The following is a 16,877-nucleotide window of genomic DNA, read 5'->3' on the forward strand; positions in this document are numbered from 1 at the left end:
CACACCCAACCTCCACCGCCAAACCCGCGCCAGCACTGGCGTTGCGGCACGCCTCGTTGTACGGAAATAATTCAAAAAAAATGCCCGCCCCTAACAGGGTGGGCATTTTCGCTATCCGGGCCTTGCGTCTGAGGCCCGAGAATAATCTCAATCAGGCGTTCTTGAAGACCGGCGCACGCTTCTCAATGAAAGCCTTCATCCCTTCTTTCTGGTCATCGGTAGCAAAACAGCTATAGAACAACGCCCGTTCGTATTTCATGCCGTCAGCCAGCGTGGATTCATAAGCGCGGTTGATCGAGTCCTTGACCATCATCGCCACCGGCTGCGACATCTCCGCAATCGTCCTGGCCGTCGCCAGCGCCTCGTCCAGCAGTTGGTCGGCAGCGACGACACGCGAGACCAGTCCGGCGCGTTCGGCCTCTTCGGCCCCCATCATGCGGCCGGTCAGGGCCATTTCCATGGCCTTGGCCTTGGAAATGGCCCGCGGCAGGCGCTGCGTGCCGCCGGCGCCGGGGATAATGCCCAGCTTGATTTCAGGTTGGCCGAATTTGGCGGTGTCGGCGGCAAGGATGAAGTCGCACATCATCGCCAGTTCGCAACCGCCGCCCAGGGCGAAGCCGGCGACCGCCGCGATCACCGGCTTGCGCACGCGGCGGATGGTTTCCCAGTTGCGGGTGATGAACTCCCCCTTGAATACATCCATATAGCTGTAGTTGGCCATGCCGACGATGTCGGCGCCAGCGGCGAAGGCCTTTTCACTGCCGGTAATGATGATGCAGCCAATATCGGGGTTGGCATCGAAGGCCAGCAACGCCTCCCCCAGCTCGCTCATGAGCGCATCGTTCAGGGCATTGAGCGCCTTGGGGCGATTCAGGCGGATCAGGCCGACCTTATCCTGGGTTTCCACCAGGATGTTTTCATAGCTCATGCAAGTCTCCTTCTTGTTGATGATTGGTAAATGGCATGCGCCAGAATAATCAACAAATCTGACTTGGCGCAATCGCACACCGGAATTTCAGGCGGGCAAGGACATCAAAGACTATAGTGGAAGTACCTCTTCAACACACATCATATAAGGAGGCTCTCATGTTCAAGACCATACTTGTTCCTACCGACGGGTCCGAACGGTCCGATAAGGCCATCGTCAATGCCATCGACTACGCCAAGCATTGCGGCGCCAAGATCGTCGGCATCTCGGTCGCCGAGCCTTACCCCTTCCCCCCCCTGGCCGAGAGCTCGATGGCGATCGACCCCGGCCTGTATGAGGACAACGTCCGCTCGCTGGCTGAGCAGCACGTCAAAAAGATCGCCGACGCCGCCCAGGCTGCCGGCGTCCCCTGCCAGACCGCCACGATGCTATCGTTTGCGCCGGACGAGGAAATCGTCAATGCCGCCAAAACCTACCAATGCGACGTCATCTTCATGGCTTCGCATGGCCGCAGCGGACTTTCACGCATCTTTCTCGGCAGCAAGACCCAGAAGGTACTGGCGCATTCAAGCGTTCCGGTTCTGGTTCTGCGCTAGTCTTTTCCCTATTCCCTTATATAAATAGGAATACAGGAAACAAAAAAACCTGCCCCTATATATACAGGGGCAGGTTTTGATTGCATAAAAGAAACTTAATTGCCGCTCGGCGGATTCATTCCCTTGGGCAGCAGTACCCACATCATCCCCCGCTGCTTCATCGAGCCCGCCTTATCTTCCGCCTCATCGCCAAAGCCCCAGAAGTAGTCCGCCCGCACCACGCCGCGGATGGCGCCTCCGGTATCCTGCGCCACCACCAGGCGCTGCAGCGGCCGGTCGCTGTTGGGCTGGGTCGTCGACAAAAACACCGGCGCCCCCAGCGGCACATGCTGCGGGTCGATGGCGATCGAGCGCTGCGGTGTCAACGGAATGCCTTGCGCGCCCTTGGGCCCCTTGGACGGGTCAGGCAGCTTTTCTTCACGGAAGAAGACATAGCTAGGGTTGGCGTTGAGCAGTTCCTCCTTGCGCGCCGGATTGGCCTGCACCCAGGCCTTGATATTCTGGGCGGAGGCCTGCGACAGCGTCATCTCGCCCTTGTCGACCAGGTAACGGCCAATGGATTTGTAGGGCCGGCCGTTCTGGTCGCCATAGGCCAGGCGGATGGTTTCCCTGGATTCCGGCAGGTAGACCCGGCCCGAGCCCTGCACCTGCAGGAAGAAGGCCTCAACCGGGTCATCCACCCACACCAGCTCCTTGCCGTCCAGCGCGTTAGACTGCGTCAGCTCGGCGCGGCTGGGATAGGGCACTACCTTGCGGCCGACCACCTTGCCGCGCAGGCGCAGGTTCTTCAGTTCGGGATAGACGCTGGCCATGTCGATCGTCAGCAAATCGTCGGGCACCTGATACAGCGGCGTTTGGTACGGGCCGGCGCGGCGGCGTGAGCCGCGCAGCAAGGGCTCGTAATAGCCGGTGACCAGGCCGGAATCGGTGCCGTCCGGATTGAACAACTGGTAAGGCGTGAAATAGGTTTCAAAATAAGCGCGCAGGAAACCCTGGTCGGAAGCATCGACCTGCTGCGCCGCGCCGCAGGCCGCGCGCCATTCGGGCCTGCGGATCAGCACCGAACAGGACGACTGCAGCGCCGGCCAGGCCTCGCGCAGGTCATCGTTGTTCCAGCCCGGCAGTTGCGAGAAGCTGGCCGCGCGCATGGCCGGCCCGGGCCGCACGGATGGCTTGGTCGTGGACGGTGCGGTAGTAGTCGCCGGCGGCGTGGTCTGGCAGGCCGCCAGCAGCATGGCAGTCGATACCGCCAATGCAGGTACACTGAGGCGCTTCAGCACGGGAAACACGGAAAAAGTAGCAAGACGGTTCAATAACATCGGAGACGAATTCATGTTGTGGTTGATTCTGGAGGCCTGCGCCGCCCTTTTTGTCCTGGTCTTCATCGTCTGGTGGACCATGTTTTCAGGCCGCAAGGAGAAATCCGGCCCGCCGGCAGCCAGGCCGGATGCGCGAGAGAAGGAAGACAGCGGCAAGGAATAAAAAATCCGCATGCCTTCGTGCGGATGGACGGGACAGCCCGCATCAATGCAGCGTGCGCGGCAGCGAAAGCACGAATTCGGGGATGCGCACATCGAACTGCTCGCCATCCTCCGCGACACAGAAATATTCCCCATGCATGCTGCCCTGCGGCGTCTTCATCGCGGTGCCGCTGGTGTACTCGAACTGCTCCCCCGGCTGCAGGAAGGGCTGGTGCCCCACCACCCCCAGGCCGCGCACTTCCTCCACATGATTGTTGGCATCGGTGATCACCCAGTGGCGCGAGATCAGTTGCGCCGGCACGGTGCCTGTATTGACGATGGTGATCGCATAAGCGAACACATAGTGCGAGCGCGAGGGATCGGACTGCTCCTCAAGATACTGCGTCTTGACCGTCACCGTAAACTCATACGCTGCCATGTGGGTGTCCTGTTTTGTTGTGATGATGTGTGCCGGGCGGAAATTCGCGCCTTGGCGCAAACACCCCAGATTGCACACGAATTCAGCATGCAGCGCAAGCCGCAGGGTTGCGCCAGCTCATCAAAGAAGGGGCCATAGGAGTAAAATAACGCCTTTTGCGGCCCCTCGTCCGCCGGCCCGCCAACGCAAGGGCCGGCCCGCCCCGGAAGCCGCCGTCGATCAAGCCATCACTTCATTTCAGCCATGCCGACCTACCGTATCGCCCCCAGCATCCTGTCCGCCGATTTCGCCCGCCTGGGCGAGGAAGTGCGCAATGTCGTCGCCGCCGGCGCCGACTTCATCCACTTCGACGTGATGGACAACCATTATGTGCCCAACCTGACCATCGGCCCCCTGGTGTGCGAAGCGATCCGCCCGCACGTGCAGGTTCCCATCGACGTGCACCTGATGGTCAAGCCGGTGGACCGCATCATCCCCGACTTCGCCAAAGCCGGCGCCAACCTGATCACCTTCCACCCGGAAGCCTCGGAACACATCGACCGTTCGCTACAACTGATCCGCGACAACGGCTGCAAGTCCGGCCTGGTGTTCAACCCGGGCACGCCGCTGCATTACCTCGACCACGTGATGGACAAGATCGACATGGTGCTGATCATGTCGGTCAACCCCGGTTTCGGCGGCCAGTCCTTCATTCCCGAGGCCTTGAAGAAAATCGCCGAAGTGCGCCGCCGCATCGATGAATCCGGCCGCGACATCCTGCTGGAAGTGGACGGCGGCATCAAGATCGACAACATCGCCGCGGCGGCCCGCGCCGGCGCCGACACCTTCGTGGCCGGCTCGGCCATCTTCGGCAAGCCGGACTACAAGGCCGTGATCGACGCCATGCGCGCCGAACTGGCACAGGTCTGATCCGTCCCCATTCGACTTCCCGCCCCACGCCATGAGCCAGCTGAACCACATCAAAGCCGCCATCATCGACCTTGACGGCACCATGCTCGATACCGCCGGCGACTTCCACGTCGCCGTCAACCGCATGCGCGCCGAGCTGGGACTGCAACCGCTGGCGCAGGAAACGATCGTCAACTTCGTCGGCAAGGGCACCGAAAACCTGATGCGCCGCGTGCTGGCGGTGGACTACGCCGAAGACGAGGCCGAACAGTACTTCCAGCAGGCGCTGGATTCCTACACCGAGCATTACCTCGCCATCAACGGCGACTTCTCGGCGCTCTACCCGGGCGTCAAGGAAGGCCTGCAGGCGATGAAGGACAAGGGACTGCGGCTGGCCTGCGTGACCAACAAGCCGCTCTCGTTCACGCTGCCGCTGCTGGACAAGAAAGGCCTGCGCGGCTTTTTCGACGTGGTCTACGGCGGCGACTCCTTCCCAAAAAAGAAACCGGATCCGATGCCGCTGCTGCAGGTATGCCAGGATTTCGGCCTGGAACCGACGCAGGTGGTGGCCATCGGCGACTCCTCCAACGACGCCCAGGCCGCGCGCGCGGCCGGTTGCCGCGTGCTCAACGTGCCGTATGGCTACAACCACGGCGAATCTATACACGATGTCGATTCCGATGGTATAGTTCAAACGCTTTTCGAAGCAGCGCAGCAAATCTCGGCGGATTGACACCCTGTCAATCTCCGGCCAACACACCAAACCGCGACCAGCACATCAATGTTTCGCAACAACAAACGCACCGCCCAACATACAGCCGCCCCTGAGGCCTGGCTGTGGCGACGCTGGCAATTCCAGGCACATTGACTGATGCCTTGCCCTTGGCCGCGCCTGCTGCCAGGACGTTGTTGCAACACTGCATTTCCCGCATTTCTTTAACGAAACCGCTGACGAGAGTCCGCTTCCGGCCCCCGCTGTATGCGCGCATATCCTGCGCGCAGCCTGCGTCGAGGCCCACGCTGCGTGTTCTACAATAGCGGTCTGGAGTGAATATGACCGAACTCGAATTCAAATCGCTGGCCACCGAAGGCTACAACCGCATCCCCCTCATCACCGAGGCCTTTGCCGACCTGGAGACGCCGCTCACGCTGTATCTCAAGCTGGCGCAAAGCCAGAACACCGGCAAGAACACGTTCCTGCTGGAGTCGGTGGTCGGCGGCGAGCGCTTCGGGCGCTATTCCTTCATCGGCCTGCCGGCCTCGACCAAGATCCGCTGCAGCGGCAGCAAGATCGAAGTCTTGAAGGACGAAACCGTGGTCGAGACCGCCGAAGGCAATGCGCTGGAATTCATCGCGCAATACCAGGCGCGCTTCAAGGTGGCGATCCGCCCCGGCATGCCGCGCTTCTGCGGCGGCCTGGCCGGTTATTTCGGCTACGACGCCGTGCGCTACATCGAAAAGCGCCTCGAAGGCAGCGCGCCGAAGGACACCCTCGGCCTGCCCGACATCCAGCTGCTGCTGACCGAAGAGCTGGCGGTGATCGACAACCTCTCCGGCAAGCTCTACCTGATCGTCTACGCCGACCCGACCCGGCCGGAAGCCTATTCGAAGGCGCGCCAGCGCCTCAAGGACCTGCGCGCCATGCTGCGTCGCCCGGCCGACGCCCCGGTGACCACCGGATCGGTGCGCACCGAAACCGTCCGCGAATTCCCCAAGGACGAATACCTGAAAGCCGTGGTCCGCGCCAAGGAATACGTGATGGCCGGCGACCTGATGCAGGTGCAGATCGGCCAACGCCTGAAGAAGTCCTATGTGGATTCGCCGCTGATGCTGTACCGCGCGCTGCGTTCGCTGAACCCGTCGCCCTACATGTACTTCTACAACTTCGGCGACATGCAGATCGTCGGCGCCTCGCCCGAGATCCTGGTGCGCAACGAATCCATCGGCGACGGCCAGAAGAAGATCACCATCCGCCCGCTGGCCGGCACCCGCCCGCGCGGCTCCACCATCGAACGCGACGAGCAACTGGCCCGCGAACTGCTGGCCGATCCCAAGGAAATCGCCGAGCACGTGATGCTGATCGACCTGGCGCGCAACGACATCGGCCGCATCGCCGCCACCGGCAGCGTCAAGGTCACCGACCAGATGGTGATCGAGAAATATTCGCACGTGCAGCACATCGTCTCCAACGTCGAAGGCATCCTCAAGCCCGGCATGTCCAACCTCGACGTGCTCAAGGCCACCTTCCCGGCCGGCACGCTGTCGGGCGCGCCCAAGGTGCGCGCGATGGAAATCATCGACGAACTGGAGCCAACCAAGCGCGGCATCTACGGCGGCGCCTGCGGCTACCTCTCCTTCGGCGGCGAGATGGACGTGGCCATCGCGATCCGCACCGGCGTCATCAAGGACGGCACGCTCTACGTGCAGGCCGCGGCCGGCATCGTCGCCGACTCGGTGCCGGAAATGGAATGGGAAGAAACCGAAAACAAGGCGCGCGCCGTGCTGCGTGCCGCGGAACAAGTGCAAGACGGCCTGGACGGAGAAATCTAAATGCTGCTGATGATCGACAACTACGACTCCTTCACCTACAACCTGGTGCAATATTTCGGCGAGCTGGGCGAGGAAGTGCTGACCATCCGCAACGACGAGATCACGCTGGATGAGATCAGGAAGCTGAACCCGGCGCGCATCTGCCTCTCCCCCGGCCCCTGCAGCCCCAAGGAAGCCGGCATCTGCGTCGACCTGTTGAAGCAATTCAGCGGCAAGCTGCCCATCCTCGGCGTATGCCTGGGCCACCAGGCCATCGGCGAAGCCTTCGGCGGCAACATCATCCGCGCCAAGCAGGTCATGCATGGCAAGACCTCCAGGATCGCGCATACCGGCGTGGGCGTATTCAAGGATTTGCCCAGCCCTTATACGGTGATCCGCTACCACTCGCTGGCCATCGAGCGCGCCACGCTGCCCGATTGCCTGGAAGTGACGGCCTGGACCGACGATGGCGAAATCATGGGCGTGCGCCACAAGGAGTTCGACTTGCAGGGGGTGCAATTCCACCCCGAGTCGATCCTGTCCGAACACGGACACGCGCTGCTGAAGAATTTCCTGACCGGCAGCGCGCACGCGTAAGCCGCGCACGGTCCCATCGACTCCAACGGAAAAGACAAATGCCCATCACACCGCAAGAAGCGCTGCTGCGCTGTATCGAACACCGCGAGATATTCCACGACGAGATGCTGACGCTGTTCCGCCAGATCATGGGCGGCGAGATGTCGCCGGTGATGATCGCCGCCCTCACCATGGGCCTGCGCGTGAAGAAGGAAAGCATCGGCGAGATCGCCGCCGCCGCCCAGGTCATGCGCGAATTCGCCACCAAGGTGCCGATGGCCGACACCACCGGCCTGCTCGACATCGTCGGCACCGGCGGCGACGGCGCGCACACCTTCAACATTTCCACCGCCTCCATGTTCGTGGCCGCCGCCGCCGGCGCGCGCGTGGCCAAGCACGGCGGACGCAGCGTGTCGTCCTCGTCGGGCAGCGCCGACGTGCTAGAAGCGCTGGGCGCCGACATCAACCTGCAACCGGAACAGGTGGCGCAGTCGATCGCCCAGACCGGCATCGGCTTCATGTTCGCGCCCAACCACCACGCCGCCATGAAGCACGCGGCGCCGGTGCGCAAGGAACTGGGCGTGCGCACCATCTTCAACATCCTGGGGCCGTTGACCAACCCGGCCGGCGCTCCCAACATCCTGATGGGCGTATTCCATGCCGACCTGGTCGGCATCCAGGTGCGCGTACTGCAGCGCCTGGGCGCGCAGCATGCGATCGTGGTCTGGGGCCGCGACAACCTCGACGAAGTCACGCTGGGCGGCGCCACCATGGTGGGCGAACTGGTCAACGGCGAGATCCGCGAATACGAGATCCATCCGGAAGACTTCGGCCTGTCGATGTTCGCCAGCCGCAACCTGCAGGTTGCCAACGCCGCCGAGTCCAAGGAAAAAATCTTCGAAGCGCTGGCAGGCAAACCCGGCCCGGTGCACGACATCGTGCTGCTCAACTCGGCCACCGCCCTGTACGCGGCAGGCGCCGTACCGTCCATCGCCGCGGGCCTGGACAAGGCGCGCGCCACCATCGCCTGCGGCGCCGCGCGCGCCAAGCTCGACCAGTTCGTACAAGTCACCCGCCAACTGGGCGGCAAGCACTGACCCGCCCCTCCGGAGAATCATCATGATCGCCCCCCACGACCTTCTGCTCTTCGCCCTCGCCTCGCTGGTGATGGTGCTCACGCCCGGCCCCAACATGGTCTATTGCGTATCGCGCTCGATCTGCCAGGGGCGCGCGGCCGGCATCATCTCGCTGTGCGGGGTGGCGGTCGGCTTCCTGGTGCACATGGCGGCGGCCGCCTTCGGCCTGACCGCGCTGTTTCTGGCCATCCCGATGGCCTACGACATCGTCAAACTGGCCGGCGCCGCCTACCTGCTGTGGCTGGCATGGAATGCGGTCAAGCCGGGCGGCAGCTCGCCATTCCAGACCCGTGAACTGCCGCCGGACTCGCCTGCCACGCTGTTTCGCATGGGCTTTTTGACCAACGTCCTGAATCCCAAGGTGGCGGTGTTCTACATGTCGCTGTTCCCGCAATTCATCCATCCCGAACACGGCAACGTGCTACTGCAAAGCGTGATGCTGGGCGTGACGCAGATCGCCATCAGCTTCTCGGTCAACTCCGTGATCGTGTTCTCGGCCGCCGGCATCTCCGGCTTTTTCGCCCGCAACCAGGGCTGGCTGCGCGCGCAACGCTACATCATGGGTTCCATGCTGGGCGCGCTGGCGGTGCGCCTGGCGCTGGACGAACGTAAATAATTTCCAGGAACATCATGTCCGACATCCTCAACAAGATCCTCGACGTCAAGGCCGAGGAAATCCGCGCGGCCAAGAAGCAGCGCGACTTCGCCAGCCTGCGCCGCGACGTCGAATCCGACAGCGAACTGCGTTCCGAACTGCGCAGCTTCGAAGGCGGCTTGCGCGACAAGATCGCCGCCGGCCATGCCGGCGTGATCGCCGAAGTGAAGAAGGCTTCGCCATCCAAGGGCGTGATCCGCCCCGACTTCCGCCCGGCCGATATTGCCGTCAGCTATGCACAGCACGGCGCAGCCTGCCTGTCGGTGCTGACCGACGAGCAATTCTTCCAGGGCGCGCCGGACTATCTGAAGCAGGCGCGCGCCGCCTGCGCGCTGCCGGTGATCCGCAAGGACTTCATGGTCGACCTCTACCAGGTTTACCAGGCCCGCTCCTGGGGCGCCGATGCCATCCTGCTGATCGTGGCCGCCCTGGACCACGGCCTGATGGCCGAGCTGGAAGCCTGCGCCCATGAATTGGGGATGAGCGTGCTGGTGGAAGTGCACGACGCCGCCGAACTGGACGCCGCGCTGAAGCTCAAGACCCGCCTGCTGGGCATCAACAACCGCAACCTGCGCACCTTCGAGACCACGCTGGACACCACGCTGGGCCTGTTGCCGCGCATCCCGCCGGAAAAGCTGGTGATCACCGAATCGGCCATCGCCACGCCGGACGACGTCAAGCGCATGCGCGACGCCAACGTGCATGCCTTCCTGGTCGGCGAAGCCTTCATGCGCGCGCCTGAGCCGGGCGTGGAGCTGGCGCGTTTGTTCGCCTGAATCGACACCGACGCGCCTTCGATACGCCGCAGAGCGGCTACTCAGTCCGAACGGAAATGTCCTGATTGCCCGTTCGGACTGAGTAGCGGCAACACCGCGTATCGAAGGCGCAACAACGTATAACGATCAAGCCGTTCCCCTGGCAACAGGGGAAACGGCTTTTTCGCATCAGGCAGAGAAACCGCCATCAATCGACAAGCTGGCGCCAGTGATATATCCCGCTTCCGGCCCCGCCAGATACGCCACGAAGCTGGCGACCTCTTCCACCTTGCCGTAACGCGGCAATGCCATCAACCCCTTGAGCGTCTCGGCGAAATCGCCGCTGTCCGGATTCATGTCGGTATCCACCGGGCCGGGCTGTACGTTGTTCACGGTGATGCCGCGCGCACCGAGATCGCGCGACAAGCCCTTGGTCAGACCGACCAGCGCCGACTTGCTCATCGCGTAGGCCGCGCCGCCGGCGAACGGCATGCGTTCGGCATTGGTGCTGCCAATGGTGATCACTCGGCCCCCTTCTTTCATATAACGCACCGCCTCCTGCGTGGCCACAAACACGCTGCGCACGTTCACCGCCAGCGTACGGTCGAAGTCGTCCAGCTTGAACTCCTCGACCGGGCCCAGCGCCAGCACGCCGGCGTTGTTGACCAGGATATCCAGGCGGCCGAAGGTTTCGGCCGCGATGCTGATGGCCTGCTTGAGCGCGACGGCGTCCGCGCTGTCGGCCTGGATCGCCAGCGCACGGCCGCCGCCGGCTTCGACTTCGCTGACCAGCGCCTGCGCCTTGTCCGGCGAGGTGACATAGGTAAAGGCGACGGTAGCGCCCTCCGCCGCCAGGCGCCGGACGATTGCGGCGCCGATGCCGCGCGAGCCGCCTTGCACGAAAGCGACCTTGGACACGAGGGATGGATTGGATTGTTGGTTCGACATGATCTTGCTCCTGGTTCAGTGTGGTTAAGCGTTAAACCCTGCTGGGTTGAAGCAAGTATCGCCGTCAGATTATGTCAACACTAGATGGCAATCACTATCTTCTTTTTAAACCAAAGGTTTAAAATCAAAAAATGGAAACCATGAACAGCATCGAGTGCTTCGTCGCCTCGGCCGATGCCGGCAGCTTTTCAGCTGCCGCCCGCCGCCTTGGCCTGACTTCGGCGGCGGTGGGCAAGAATGTCGCCCGGCTTGAATCCAATCTCGGCGTACGCCTGTTCCAGCGCAGCACGCGCAAGCTGACGCTGACCGAAGCCGGCGAGCGGTTCTTGCAGGAAGTCGGCGGCGGCCTCGAGACCATTCGCAACGCGGTGGCCAACCTGGCCAGCGCTGGCGGGCAGCCGGCCGGCACGCTCAAGGTCAGCATGGGCAGCGGGTTCGGGCGCGAATACGTCGTGCCGCTCTTGGGCGACTTCCTGCAGCGCTATCCCGCCATCTCGCCCGACTGGCATTTCGACAACCGCCCGGTGGACCTGATCGCCGAAGGCTTCGATGCCGCCATCGCCGGCGGCACCGAACTCTCGCCCGGCGTGGTGGCGCGCGAGCTGGGGCCGGCGCATCGCGTGTTGCTGGCTTCCCCGGCCTATCTCGCCAGCCATGCACCGCTGCGTTCCCCGCAAGACCTGCCGCAGCACGACGGCATCCTGATCCGCTCCCCGCAAACCGGGCGCATACGCCCATGGACGCTACGCGACCGCGACGGTACGCAAGCCCCGGTCGCCCTGAAGGTAAAAATGACGGTGAACGATCCCAACGCCGCCTGCGAGATTGCCGCGATGGGCCTGGGCGTGACGCTGGTCTCGATGCCGCACGCGGTGGTCTACATGGACAGCGGCGCGCTGGTGCGGGTATTGCCGGACTGGTACGTGGACAGCGGCATACTGTCGCTGTACTTCACCGCGGCGCGGCTGCTGCCGGCCAAGACGCGGGTGTTCGTGGATTTCATGGTGGAGCGTTTCCGCGCGCAAAAGCTGGCGGAGCGCTTCTCGGCAATACGCTGAACCTCAGCCCTTGGGCTGCGCCGCACGCATGCCGCCGCCGATGTTGCTGCCGGCATCGCGCGCCAGGCCGCGATACCCCTGCAGCGAAACCAGCGTGACCGCGCCGGCCATGGCAAATGCCCATTGGAAATCGCCCAAGGTGAAATGCGCGCCGGCCGCATCGATAGACTCGCCGCGGAAGTAGGCTGCGATACGCAGCGCCAGCGCGCCGAAGGCGATCCCCATGCCGATGGTCATCTGCTGCGCCACGCTCCACAAGGTGCTGGCCGATGACTTGCGCGCATCGCTGATGTCGGCGTAGGCCAGCGTGGCCAGCGTCGAGAACTGCATCGAACGCGACAGGCCGTAACAAAAGATCACGGCCAGCGTCATCGGCAATGGCGTATCCGGCGTCAACAGCCCGCATGCGACGATCAGGCAGCCGGCGATGGCGGCATTGCTGACGGCCACCCGGCGGAAACCGAAACGTTGCAATACCCGCGTGGTGAACGCTTTCATGCCGAGGTTGCCGAGGGCGGTCGCCAGCAGCAGCAATCCCGACTGGAAAGCCGACAGGCCGAAGCCGATCTGGAACATCAGCGGCATCAGGTAAGGCACGGAATCGATGCCGATGCGCGTGAACGAGCCGGTGACGACGGTGACCGAATAGGTCGGAATCTTCAGGTTGGAAAAATCCAGCAGCGGATGTTCGGCACGCTGGGCGTGGCGATACGCGAACCAGCCCAGCACGATGCCGCCGGCGATGAAACCGAGCGCGACCTTGAGGTTGGACTCCATGTGGCTGGCGATCTCGGTGCCGTACAGCAGCGAGGTCAGCGCAGCGCCCGAGAGCACGAAGCCGACCAGATCCAGCGGACGCTTGCTGGCGCCGTGGTCGTTGCGCACGATCAGCATCACGGCGGCGAACGCGGCGATGCCGAACGGCACGTTCATCAGGAAGATCCAGTGCCACGACGCATAAGTGGTGATGAACCCGCCGATGGACGGCCCCACCACCGGCGCCACGATGGCCGGCCAGGTGATGGTGGCAATCGCCTTCATCAGGTTGGCCTTGCCGGTGCTGCGCACCACGATCATGCGCCCGACCGGCACCATCATCGCGCCGCCCAGGCCTTGCAGCACACGCGCCGCAGTGAACTCCACCACGTTCTGCGAGAAGCCGCACAGGATGGAAGCCAGCGTGAAGATGACGATCGCCGCGCCGAACACGGTGCGCGAGCCCAGGCGGTCGGCCACCCATCCGCTGATCGGGATGAACACCGCCAGCGTCAGCATGTAGGCCGTCATGCCCAGGCTCAGCTCATTGGGGCCGACGCCGAAGGACTGCGCCATCTGCGGCAAGGCGGTGGCGATGATGGTGGTATCGAGGTACTCCATGAAAAAGGTTGCCGCCACGATGTAGGGCAGCATGCGCACGCGCGTATCCGTATCCGTATCCGTATCCGGCTGGAGCTGGTCTTCATTTCCCAATTGGCGTTCCTTCCCTTTTCCTGTTCGATGGCGGCGATGCGAAACGCCGGCATGCGCCGGCGTTTTTTGCTGCAGGCCCGACGCTGGCCGATGCCGCTCAGAAGCGCAGCAGGCGCATCAGCACCTGGACCACGACGATGCCACCGATCAGGCCGCCGCCGAAATACACGATCACCCCCAGCAGCATGTTGGTGCGGCGCTGCTCGGCCAGCAGCTTCTTGAGCAGTTCGCCGCTCTGCGGCTGGCCATCGCCGTCGTTGTACTTGGTCAGGGCCTGCTGCACCAGGCGCGGGATCTGCGGCAGCAGGCGGCTATAACGTGGCACCTCGACCTTCAACTGTTCCACGAAACCACGCCAGCCGATCTGCTCGCTCATCCAGCGTTCCAGGTACGGCTTGGCGGTCTTCCACAAATCGAGGTCGGGATCGAGCTGGCGCCCCAGGCCTTCGACGTTCAACAGCGTCTTTTGCAGCAGCACCAGTTGCGGCTGCACCTCGACATTGAAGCGGCGCGAAGTCTGGAACAGGCGCAGCAGCACCTGGCCGAAGGATATGTCCTTCAGCGGCCGGTCGAAGATCGGTTCGCAGCATGCCCGCACCGCCGCCTCCAGCTCATCGACGCGGGTGTCCTTGGGCGCCCAGCCGGACTCGATGTGGGCCTCGGCCACGCGCTTGTAGTCGCGGCGGAAGAAGGCCAGGAAATTCTGCGACAGGTAATCCTTGTCGAAATCGTTGAGTGTGCCGACGATGCCGAAATCCAGCGCGATATAGCGGCCGAAAGTCTCCGGCGCCACCGATACCAGAATGTTGCCGGGGTGCATGTCGGCATGGAAGAAGCCGTCGCGGAACACCTGGGTGAAGAAGATCTCGACGCCGTCGCGCGACAGCTTGGACAGGTCCACGCCCTCTTCGCGCAGGCGCTCGGTCTGCGAGATCGGGATGCCGTGCATGCGCTCCATCACGATCACCGACGAAGAGCAATAGTCCCAATACATCTCGGGCACGATCAGCAACGTCGATTCGGCGAAGTTGCGGCGCAACTGGCTGGCGTTGGCGGCTTCGCGCATCAGGTCGAGCTCGTCGTGCAGGTACTTGTCGAACTCGGCCACGACTTCCTTGGCCTTGAGGCGGCGACCATCGGCCCACAAACGTTCCAGCCAGTCGGCGGCGACATGCATCAGGCCGATGTCATGGTCGATCACGTCGCGCATGCCGGGACGCAGCACCTTGACCGCCACTTCCTTGCCGTCCTTGAGCGTGGCGAAGTGGACCTGCGCGATCGAGGCCGAGGCCACCGGCTGGCGCTCGAAGCTGGCGAACAATTCGTCCGGGTGCGCGCCCAGCGACTTCTGGATCTGCAGCACGGCCAGGTCGGAATCGAACGGCGGCACACGGTCCTGCAGGCGCGTGAGTTCATTGGCGATGTCCGGCGGCATCAGGTCGCGCCGGGTCGAGAGCACCTGGCCGAACTTGACGAAGATGGGGCCGAGATCCTCCAGCGCGCGCCGCAGGCGTTCGCCGCGCGGCCGCGTCAGGTCGCGCCAGAAAAAGATGGCATTGGTGATGCGGGCGATGCGCGGCGGCGCGAACTCGGAGGCGATGATTTCATCCAGGCCGTAGCGGATGGCCACGCGGATGATCTTGAACAGGCGCAGGGAACGCAGGAACATCAGCGGCGCTCCAGTTTCTCGATGCGCTTGGAAAGGCGTTCCAGGTCATCGCGCAGGCGCACCACGTCAGAGGAAAAGTCCTGCAGCATGCGGGGGCGTATCAGCATCGGTTGTTCTTCCAGAAAATACTCGGCCACGTTCTCGGTAAGCTTTTTGTGCGTGCTGCGGATTGTCTCGAACAGGCCGCGCGCGCCGGAAACCATGCGGGTGGCGGCGATATCGCCGAACACGCGCGCCAGGTCGTCCTCGGCATCCCAGCGCAGGTTCTGGCTCAGTTGCGAGATCGCGTTGGCGAAATCAGCGTCGCCTTCCAGCTTCACATAAGACACGGCGCGCTCGCGGTTGGCCGCGATCAGGGGCAGGTCGGCCAGCTTGACGCGGATGGTGACGTCGGCCGCCGCCTCCGCCGGCACATCCTGCACATAACCATCGGCGGCCACTTGCAGGCGCAATTGCGCGGCGCCGGTGTCGATGCAGGCCACCTTGCCCGCATGCGCGGCCAGCGCCTGGCGCGCCCATGCCTCTTGCGCCAGCAGATGGTTGACTGCGGCGGCAGCGGGTTTCATGGGGTTGATCGCGGACAGGGACGGCATTTCGGGCATGGATTCGGACAAGGACTGGCCAGTATTGTGAAAGAAGCGACAGGGTTCAATGAAAACCCGCCGGACAAAAACAAAACCGCCCGAAAAGCCGGGCGGTTTCAAGTTTAACAGTTTGCCGGCCAAGCTCCGATGGCAACATGCGCGGCGCCTGATCCCGCACCGCCAGGTTCTCAGACCTGCTGGATACCCGCCAGCACCCAGCCGCCGCCGCTTTGCGGCTTGGACAGGTTCCAGATTTCGGCGAAGGGCTCGGCGGACAGCTCCGGCGCTTCCTTGATCAACCCCTGGAAACGCACCGTGGCCATGTAGTCGTAGGCCATGGTTTCGATGCCCAGCAGTTCGGCATCCAACTGGACCACGTCGGTGGCGTTGGGCGAAGCGCCGCGCTCGGTGAGTTGCATGCGCAGCTCGGCGAACATTTCAGGCGTGGTGAATTCGCGGATATCGTTGATGTCGGCCCGATCCCACGCCGCCTGCAAGCGGATGAAATAGGTCTTGGCGTTGCGCACGAAACCGGCCGTGTCGAAGTCATCCGGAATGCTCCACTTCTCGATCCGGGCCGGTGCGGCCGGCTGGGCCGCCGTGCTGCCGAAACCGTTTCCTTGCAGCGCCGCGGGCGCATGGCCGGGCGGCGGGTTGATGTCCTTCAGGCCGGAGCCGATCTCGGGGGTGGCGCCGGCGGCGCTGCCGATCGGGCTCACGCCCGGCATCGGGGTAGCGTAGACCGGGTTGTTGCTCTGCTCATAGCGGTTGCGCGTGAACAGGCGGATCAGGAAGAAGGCCGCGCCGGCCAGCAGCACGATCGTCAGCAGCGAACCCAGCATGCCGCCGGCCGCACCGCCAATGCCGAAGTGCGACATCAACGCGCCCAGCCCGAAACCCAGCAAGGCGCCGCCGAGGATATTCCCCCATGGGCTGGACGGCTTGGCGGGAACGCCTTGCGGAGTGGCCGCCGGTGTCGCCGGACGGGATGGCGCAGCGCTCGGCGCCGCGTTGTAGGAAGGCGATGCAGGCGCGGCCTGGCGCGAATAATTGGACGATTGCTTGCCGAACGACCCGCCGCCGCCCAGGCGCCTGGCGTCGGCCGGCGACATGACCAGCGTCAGGGACGTCAACGCCAGCATCAATACGAGCAGGAATTTTTTCATACGATGACCTCTTGTCGAAG

General features: G+C 63.5%; 18 protein-coding genes. 10 read left to right on the top strand and 8 right to left on the bottom strand.

Annotated elements, in window-relative coordinates; all coding sequences use genetic code 11:
• Positions 1 to 151: 151 nt before the first annotated feature.
• Positions 152 to 928, bottom strand: a complete 777-nt coding sequence (locus FB597_RS19635; RefSeq protein ID WP_183405823.1) for an enoyl-CoA hydratase — start codon at positions 926 to 928, stop codon at positions 152 to 154.
• Between the two features lie 158 nt (positions 929 to 1,086).
• Here FB597_RS19635 and FB597_RS19640 point away from each other — a divergent pair, with 158 nt between their 5' ends.
• On the top strand, positions 1,087 to 1,524 hold the full coding sequence (locus FB597_RS19640) for a universal stress protein (RefSeq protein WP_144770464.1): 438 nt from the start codon (positions 1,087 to 1,089) through the stop codon (positions 1,522 to 1,524).
• Positions 1,525 to 1,619: 95 nt separating this feature from the next.
• Here the strand turns inward: FB597_RS19640 and FB597_RS19645 are convergent, their stop codons facing one another.
• Positions 1,620 to 2,858, bottom strand: a complete 1,239-nt coding sequence (locus FB597_RS19645; protein WP_141914240.1) for a murein transglycosylase A — start codon at positions 2,856 to 2,858, stop codon at positions 1,620 to 1,622.
• Here FB597_RS19645 and FB597_RS20360 point away from each other — a divergent pair.
• On the top strand, positions 2,758 to 3,006 hold the full coding sequence (locus tag FB597_RS20360) for a hypothetical protein (RefSeq protein WP_186442827.1): 249 nt from the start codon (positions 2,758 to 2,760) through the stop codon (positions 3,004 to 3,006). The two genes, FB597_RS19645 and FB597_RS20360, sit on opposite strands and share 101 nt — an antisense overlap.
• A gap of 42 nt (positions 3,007 to 3,048) precedes the next feature.
• On the opposite strand, the gene apaG is transcribed toward FB597_RS20360, so the two are convergent.
• Positions 3,049 to 3,423 carry a Co2+/Mg2+ efflux protein ApaG gene (gene apaG, locus FB597_RS19650; protein WP_144770465.1) on the bottom strand — a complete coding sequence of 125 codons (375 nt, stop codon included), beginning with the start codon at positions 3,421 to 3,423 and terminating at the stop codon, positions 3,049 to 3,051.
• A 243-nt stretch (positions 3,424 to 3,666) separates the two neighbouring features.
• Between apaG and rpe the strand changes: the two genes are divergently transcribed.
• The 7 genes from rpe to trpC all read left to right on the top strand — a co-directional run bounded on the left by rpe (position 3,667) and on the right by trpC (position 9,983).
• A complete protein-coding gene (gene rpe, locus FB597_RS19655) occupies positions 3,667 to 4,332 on the top strand; it encodes a ribulose-phosphate 3-epimerase (RefSeq protein ID WP_141914242.1) in 666 nt (221 codons plus the stop codon).
• 31 nt (positions 4,333 to 4,363) lie between these two features.
• Positions 4,364 to 5,044: a phosphoglycolate phosphatase gene (locus FB597_RS19660; RefSeq protein ID WP_144770466.1), complete on the top strand. Its 681-nt coding sequence runs from the start codon at positions 4,364 to 4,366 to the stop codon at positions 5,042 to 5,044.
• 320 nt (positions 5,045 to 5,364) lie between these two features.
• Positions 5,365 to 6,861, top strand: a complete 1,497-nt coding sequence (trpE, locus tag FB597_RS19665; RefSeq protein WP_144770467.1) for an anthranilate synthase component I — start codon at positions 5,365 to 5,367, stop codon at positions 6,859 to 6,861.
• On the top strand, positions 6,862 to 7,437 hold the full coding sequence (locus FB597_RS19670; protein WP_141914245.1) for an aminodeoxychorismate/anthranilate synthase component II: 576 nt from the start codon (positions 6,862 to 6,864) through the stop codon (positions 7,435 to 7,437).
• Between the two features lie 38 nt (positions 7,438 to 7,475).
• On the top strand, positions 7,476 to 8,513 hold the full coding sequence (gene trpD / locus FB597_RS19675) for an anthranilate phosphoribosyltransferase (protein WP_144770468.1): 1,038 nt from the start codon (positions 7,476 to 7,478) through the stop codon (positions 8,511 to 8,513).
• A 22-nt stretch (positions 8,514 to 8,535) separates the two neighbouring features.
• A complete protein-coding gene (locus FB597_RS19680) occupies positions 8,536 to 9,168 on the top strand; it encodes a LysE family translocator (RefSeq protein ID WP_141914247.1) in 633 nt (210 codons plus the stop codon).
• 14 nt (positions 9,169 to 9,182) lie between these two features.
• Complete coding sequence (trpC, locus tag FB597_RS19685) at positions 9,183 to 9,983, top strand: indole-3-glycerol phosphate synthase TrpC (RefSeq protein WP_141914248.1); 801 nt, start codon at positions 9,183 to 9,185, stop codon at positions 9,981 to 9,983.
• A gap of 168 nt (positions 9,984 to 10,151) precedes the next feature.
• Here trpC and FB597_RS19690 read toward each other — a convergent pair whose 3' ends face one another.
• Positions 10,152 to 10,910 (bottom strand): 3-oxoacyl-ACP reductase family protein, encoded by a 759-nt coding sequence (locus FB597_RS19690; protein WP_141914249.1) that lies wholly within the window; start codon positions 10,908 to 10,910, stop codon positions 10,152 to 10,154.
• Between the two features lie 131 nt (positions 10,911 to 11,041).
• On the opposite strand from FB597_RS19690, the gene FB597_RS19695 reads away from it, so the two are divergent.
• Entirely contained in the window at positions 11,042 to 11,968 is a 927-nt protein-coding gene (locus FB597_RS19695) for a LysR family transcriptional regulator (RefSeq protein ID WP_144770469.1), read from the top strand.
• A 3-nt stretch (positions 11,969 to 11,971) separates the two neighbouring features.
• On the opposite strand, the gene FB597_RS19700 is transcribed toward FB597_RS19695, so the two are convergent.
• The 4 genes from FB597_RS19700 to FB597_RS19715 all read right to left on the bottom strand — a co-directional run bounded on the left by FB597_RS19700 (position 11,972) and on the right by FB597_RS19715 (position 16,857).
• A complete protein-coding gene (locus tag FB597_RS19700) occupies positions 11,972 to 13,378 on the bottom strand; it encodes an MFS transporter (RefSeq protein WP_186442826.1) in 1,407 nt (468 codons plus the stop codon).
• Between the two features lie 157 nt (positions 13,379 to 13,535).
• Positions 13,536 to 15,107, bottom strand: coding sequence for a ubiquinone biosynthesis regulatory protein kinase UbiB (gene ubiB, locus FB597_RS19705; protein ID WP_141914251.1), 1,572 nt, complete (start codon positions 15,105 to 15,107; stop codon positions 13,536 to 13,538).
• On the bottom strand, positions 15,107 to 15,673 hold the full coding sequence (locus tag FB597_RS19710) for an SCP2 domain-containing protein (protein ID WP_144770471.1): 567 nt from the start codon (positions 15,671 to 15,673) through the stop codon (positions 15,107 to 15,109). The genes ubiB and FB597_RS19710 overlap by 1 nt, the downstream gene beginning before the upstream one ends.
• Positions 15,674 to 15,879: 206 nt before the next feature.
• On the bottom strand, positions 15,880 to 16,857 hold the full coding sequence (locus FB597_RS19715) for a Tim44 domain-containing protein (protein ID WP_144770472.1): 978 nt from the start codon (positions 16,855 to 16,857) through the stop codon (positions 15,880 to 15,882).
• Between the last annotated feature and the right edge of the window lie 20 nt (positions 16,858 to 16,877).

Origin of the sequence: Herbaspirillum sp. SJZ099 (genome assembly GCF_007828355.1) — a bacterium.
Lineage (GTDB): Bacteria > Pseudomonadota > Gammaproteobacteria > Burkholderiales > Burkholderiaceae_D > Herbaspirillum.

Excerpts from the sequence above, each read along its gene's own strand:
- FB597_RS19635 (WP_183405823.1), bottom strand. The coding sequence starts at position 928 with ATGAGCTATGAAAACATCCTGGTGGAAACCCAGGATAAGGTCGGCCTG.
- FB597_RS19680 (WP_141914247.1), top strand. The coding sequence starts at position 8,536 with ATGATCGCCCCCCACGACCTTCTGCTCTTCGCCCTCGCCTCGCTGGTG.
- apaG (WP_144770465.1), bottom strand. The coding sequence starts at position 3,423 with ATGGCAGCGTATGAGTTTACGGTGACGGTCAAGACGCAGTATCTTGAG.
- trpD (WP_144770468.1), top strand. The coding sequence starts at position 7,476 with ATGCCCATCACACCGCAAGAAGCGCTGCTGCGCTGTATCGAACACCGC.
- FB597_RS20360 (WP_186442827.1), top strand. The coding sequence starts at position 2,758 with ATGGCAGTCGATACCGCCAATGCAGGTACACTGAGGCGCTTCAGCACG.
- FB597_RS19715 (WP_144770472.1), bottom strand. The coding sequence starts at position 16,857 with ATGAAAAAATTCCTGCTCGTATTGATGCTGGCGTTGACGTCCCTGACG.
- trpC (WP_141914248.1), top strand. The coding sequence starts at position 9,183 with ATGTCCGACATCCTCAACAAGATCCTCGACGTCAAGGCCGAGGAAATC.
- FB597_RS19670 (WP_141914245.1), top strand. The coding sequence starts at position 6,862 with ATGCTGCTGATGATCGACAACTACGACTCCTTCACCTACAACCTGGTG.
- rpe (WP_141914242.1), top strand. The coding sequence starts at position 3,667 with ATGCCGACCTACCGTATCGCCCCCAGCATCCTGTCCGCCGATTTCGCC.
- FB597_RS19645 (WP_141914240.1), bottom strand. The coding sequence starts at position 2,858 with ATGAATTCGTCTCCGATGTTATTGAACCGTCTTGCTACTTTTTCCGTG.
- FB597_RS19690 (WP_141914249.1), bottom strand. The coding sequence starts at position 10,910 with ATGTCGAACCAACAATCCAATCCATCCCTCGTGTCCAAGGTCGCTTTC.
- FB597_RS19695 (WP_144770469.1), top strand. The coding sequence starts at position 11,042 with ATGGAAACCATGAACAGCATCGAGTGCTTCGTCGCCTCGGCCGATGCC.
- FB597_RS19640 (WP_144770464.1), top strand. The coding sequence starts at position 1,087 with ATGTTCAAGACCATACTTGTTCCTACCGACGGGTCCGAACGGTCCGAT.
- FB597_RS19700 (WP_186442826.1), bottom strand. The coding sequence starts at position 13,378 with ATGCTGCCCTACATCGTGGCGGCAACCTTTTTCATGGAGTACCTCGAT.
- trpE (WP_144770467.1), top strand. The coding sequence starts at position 5,365 with ATGACCGAACTCGAATTCAAATCGCTGGCCACCGAAGGCTACAACCGC.
- FB597_RS19710 (WP_144770471.1), bottom strand. The coding sequence starts at position 15,673 with ATGAAACCCGCTGCCGCCGCAGTCAACCATCTGCTGGCGCAAGAGGCA.
- ubiB (WP_141914251.1), bottom strand. The coding sequence starts at position 15,107 with ATGTTCCTGCGTTCCCTGCGCCTGTTCAAGATCATCCGCGTGGCCATC.
- FB597_RS19660 (WP_144770466.1), top strand. The coding sequence starts at position 4,364 with ATGAGCCAGCTGAACCACATCAAAGCCGCCATCATCGACCTTGACGGC.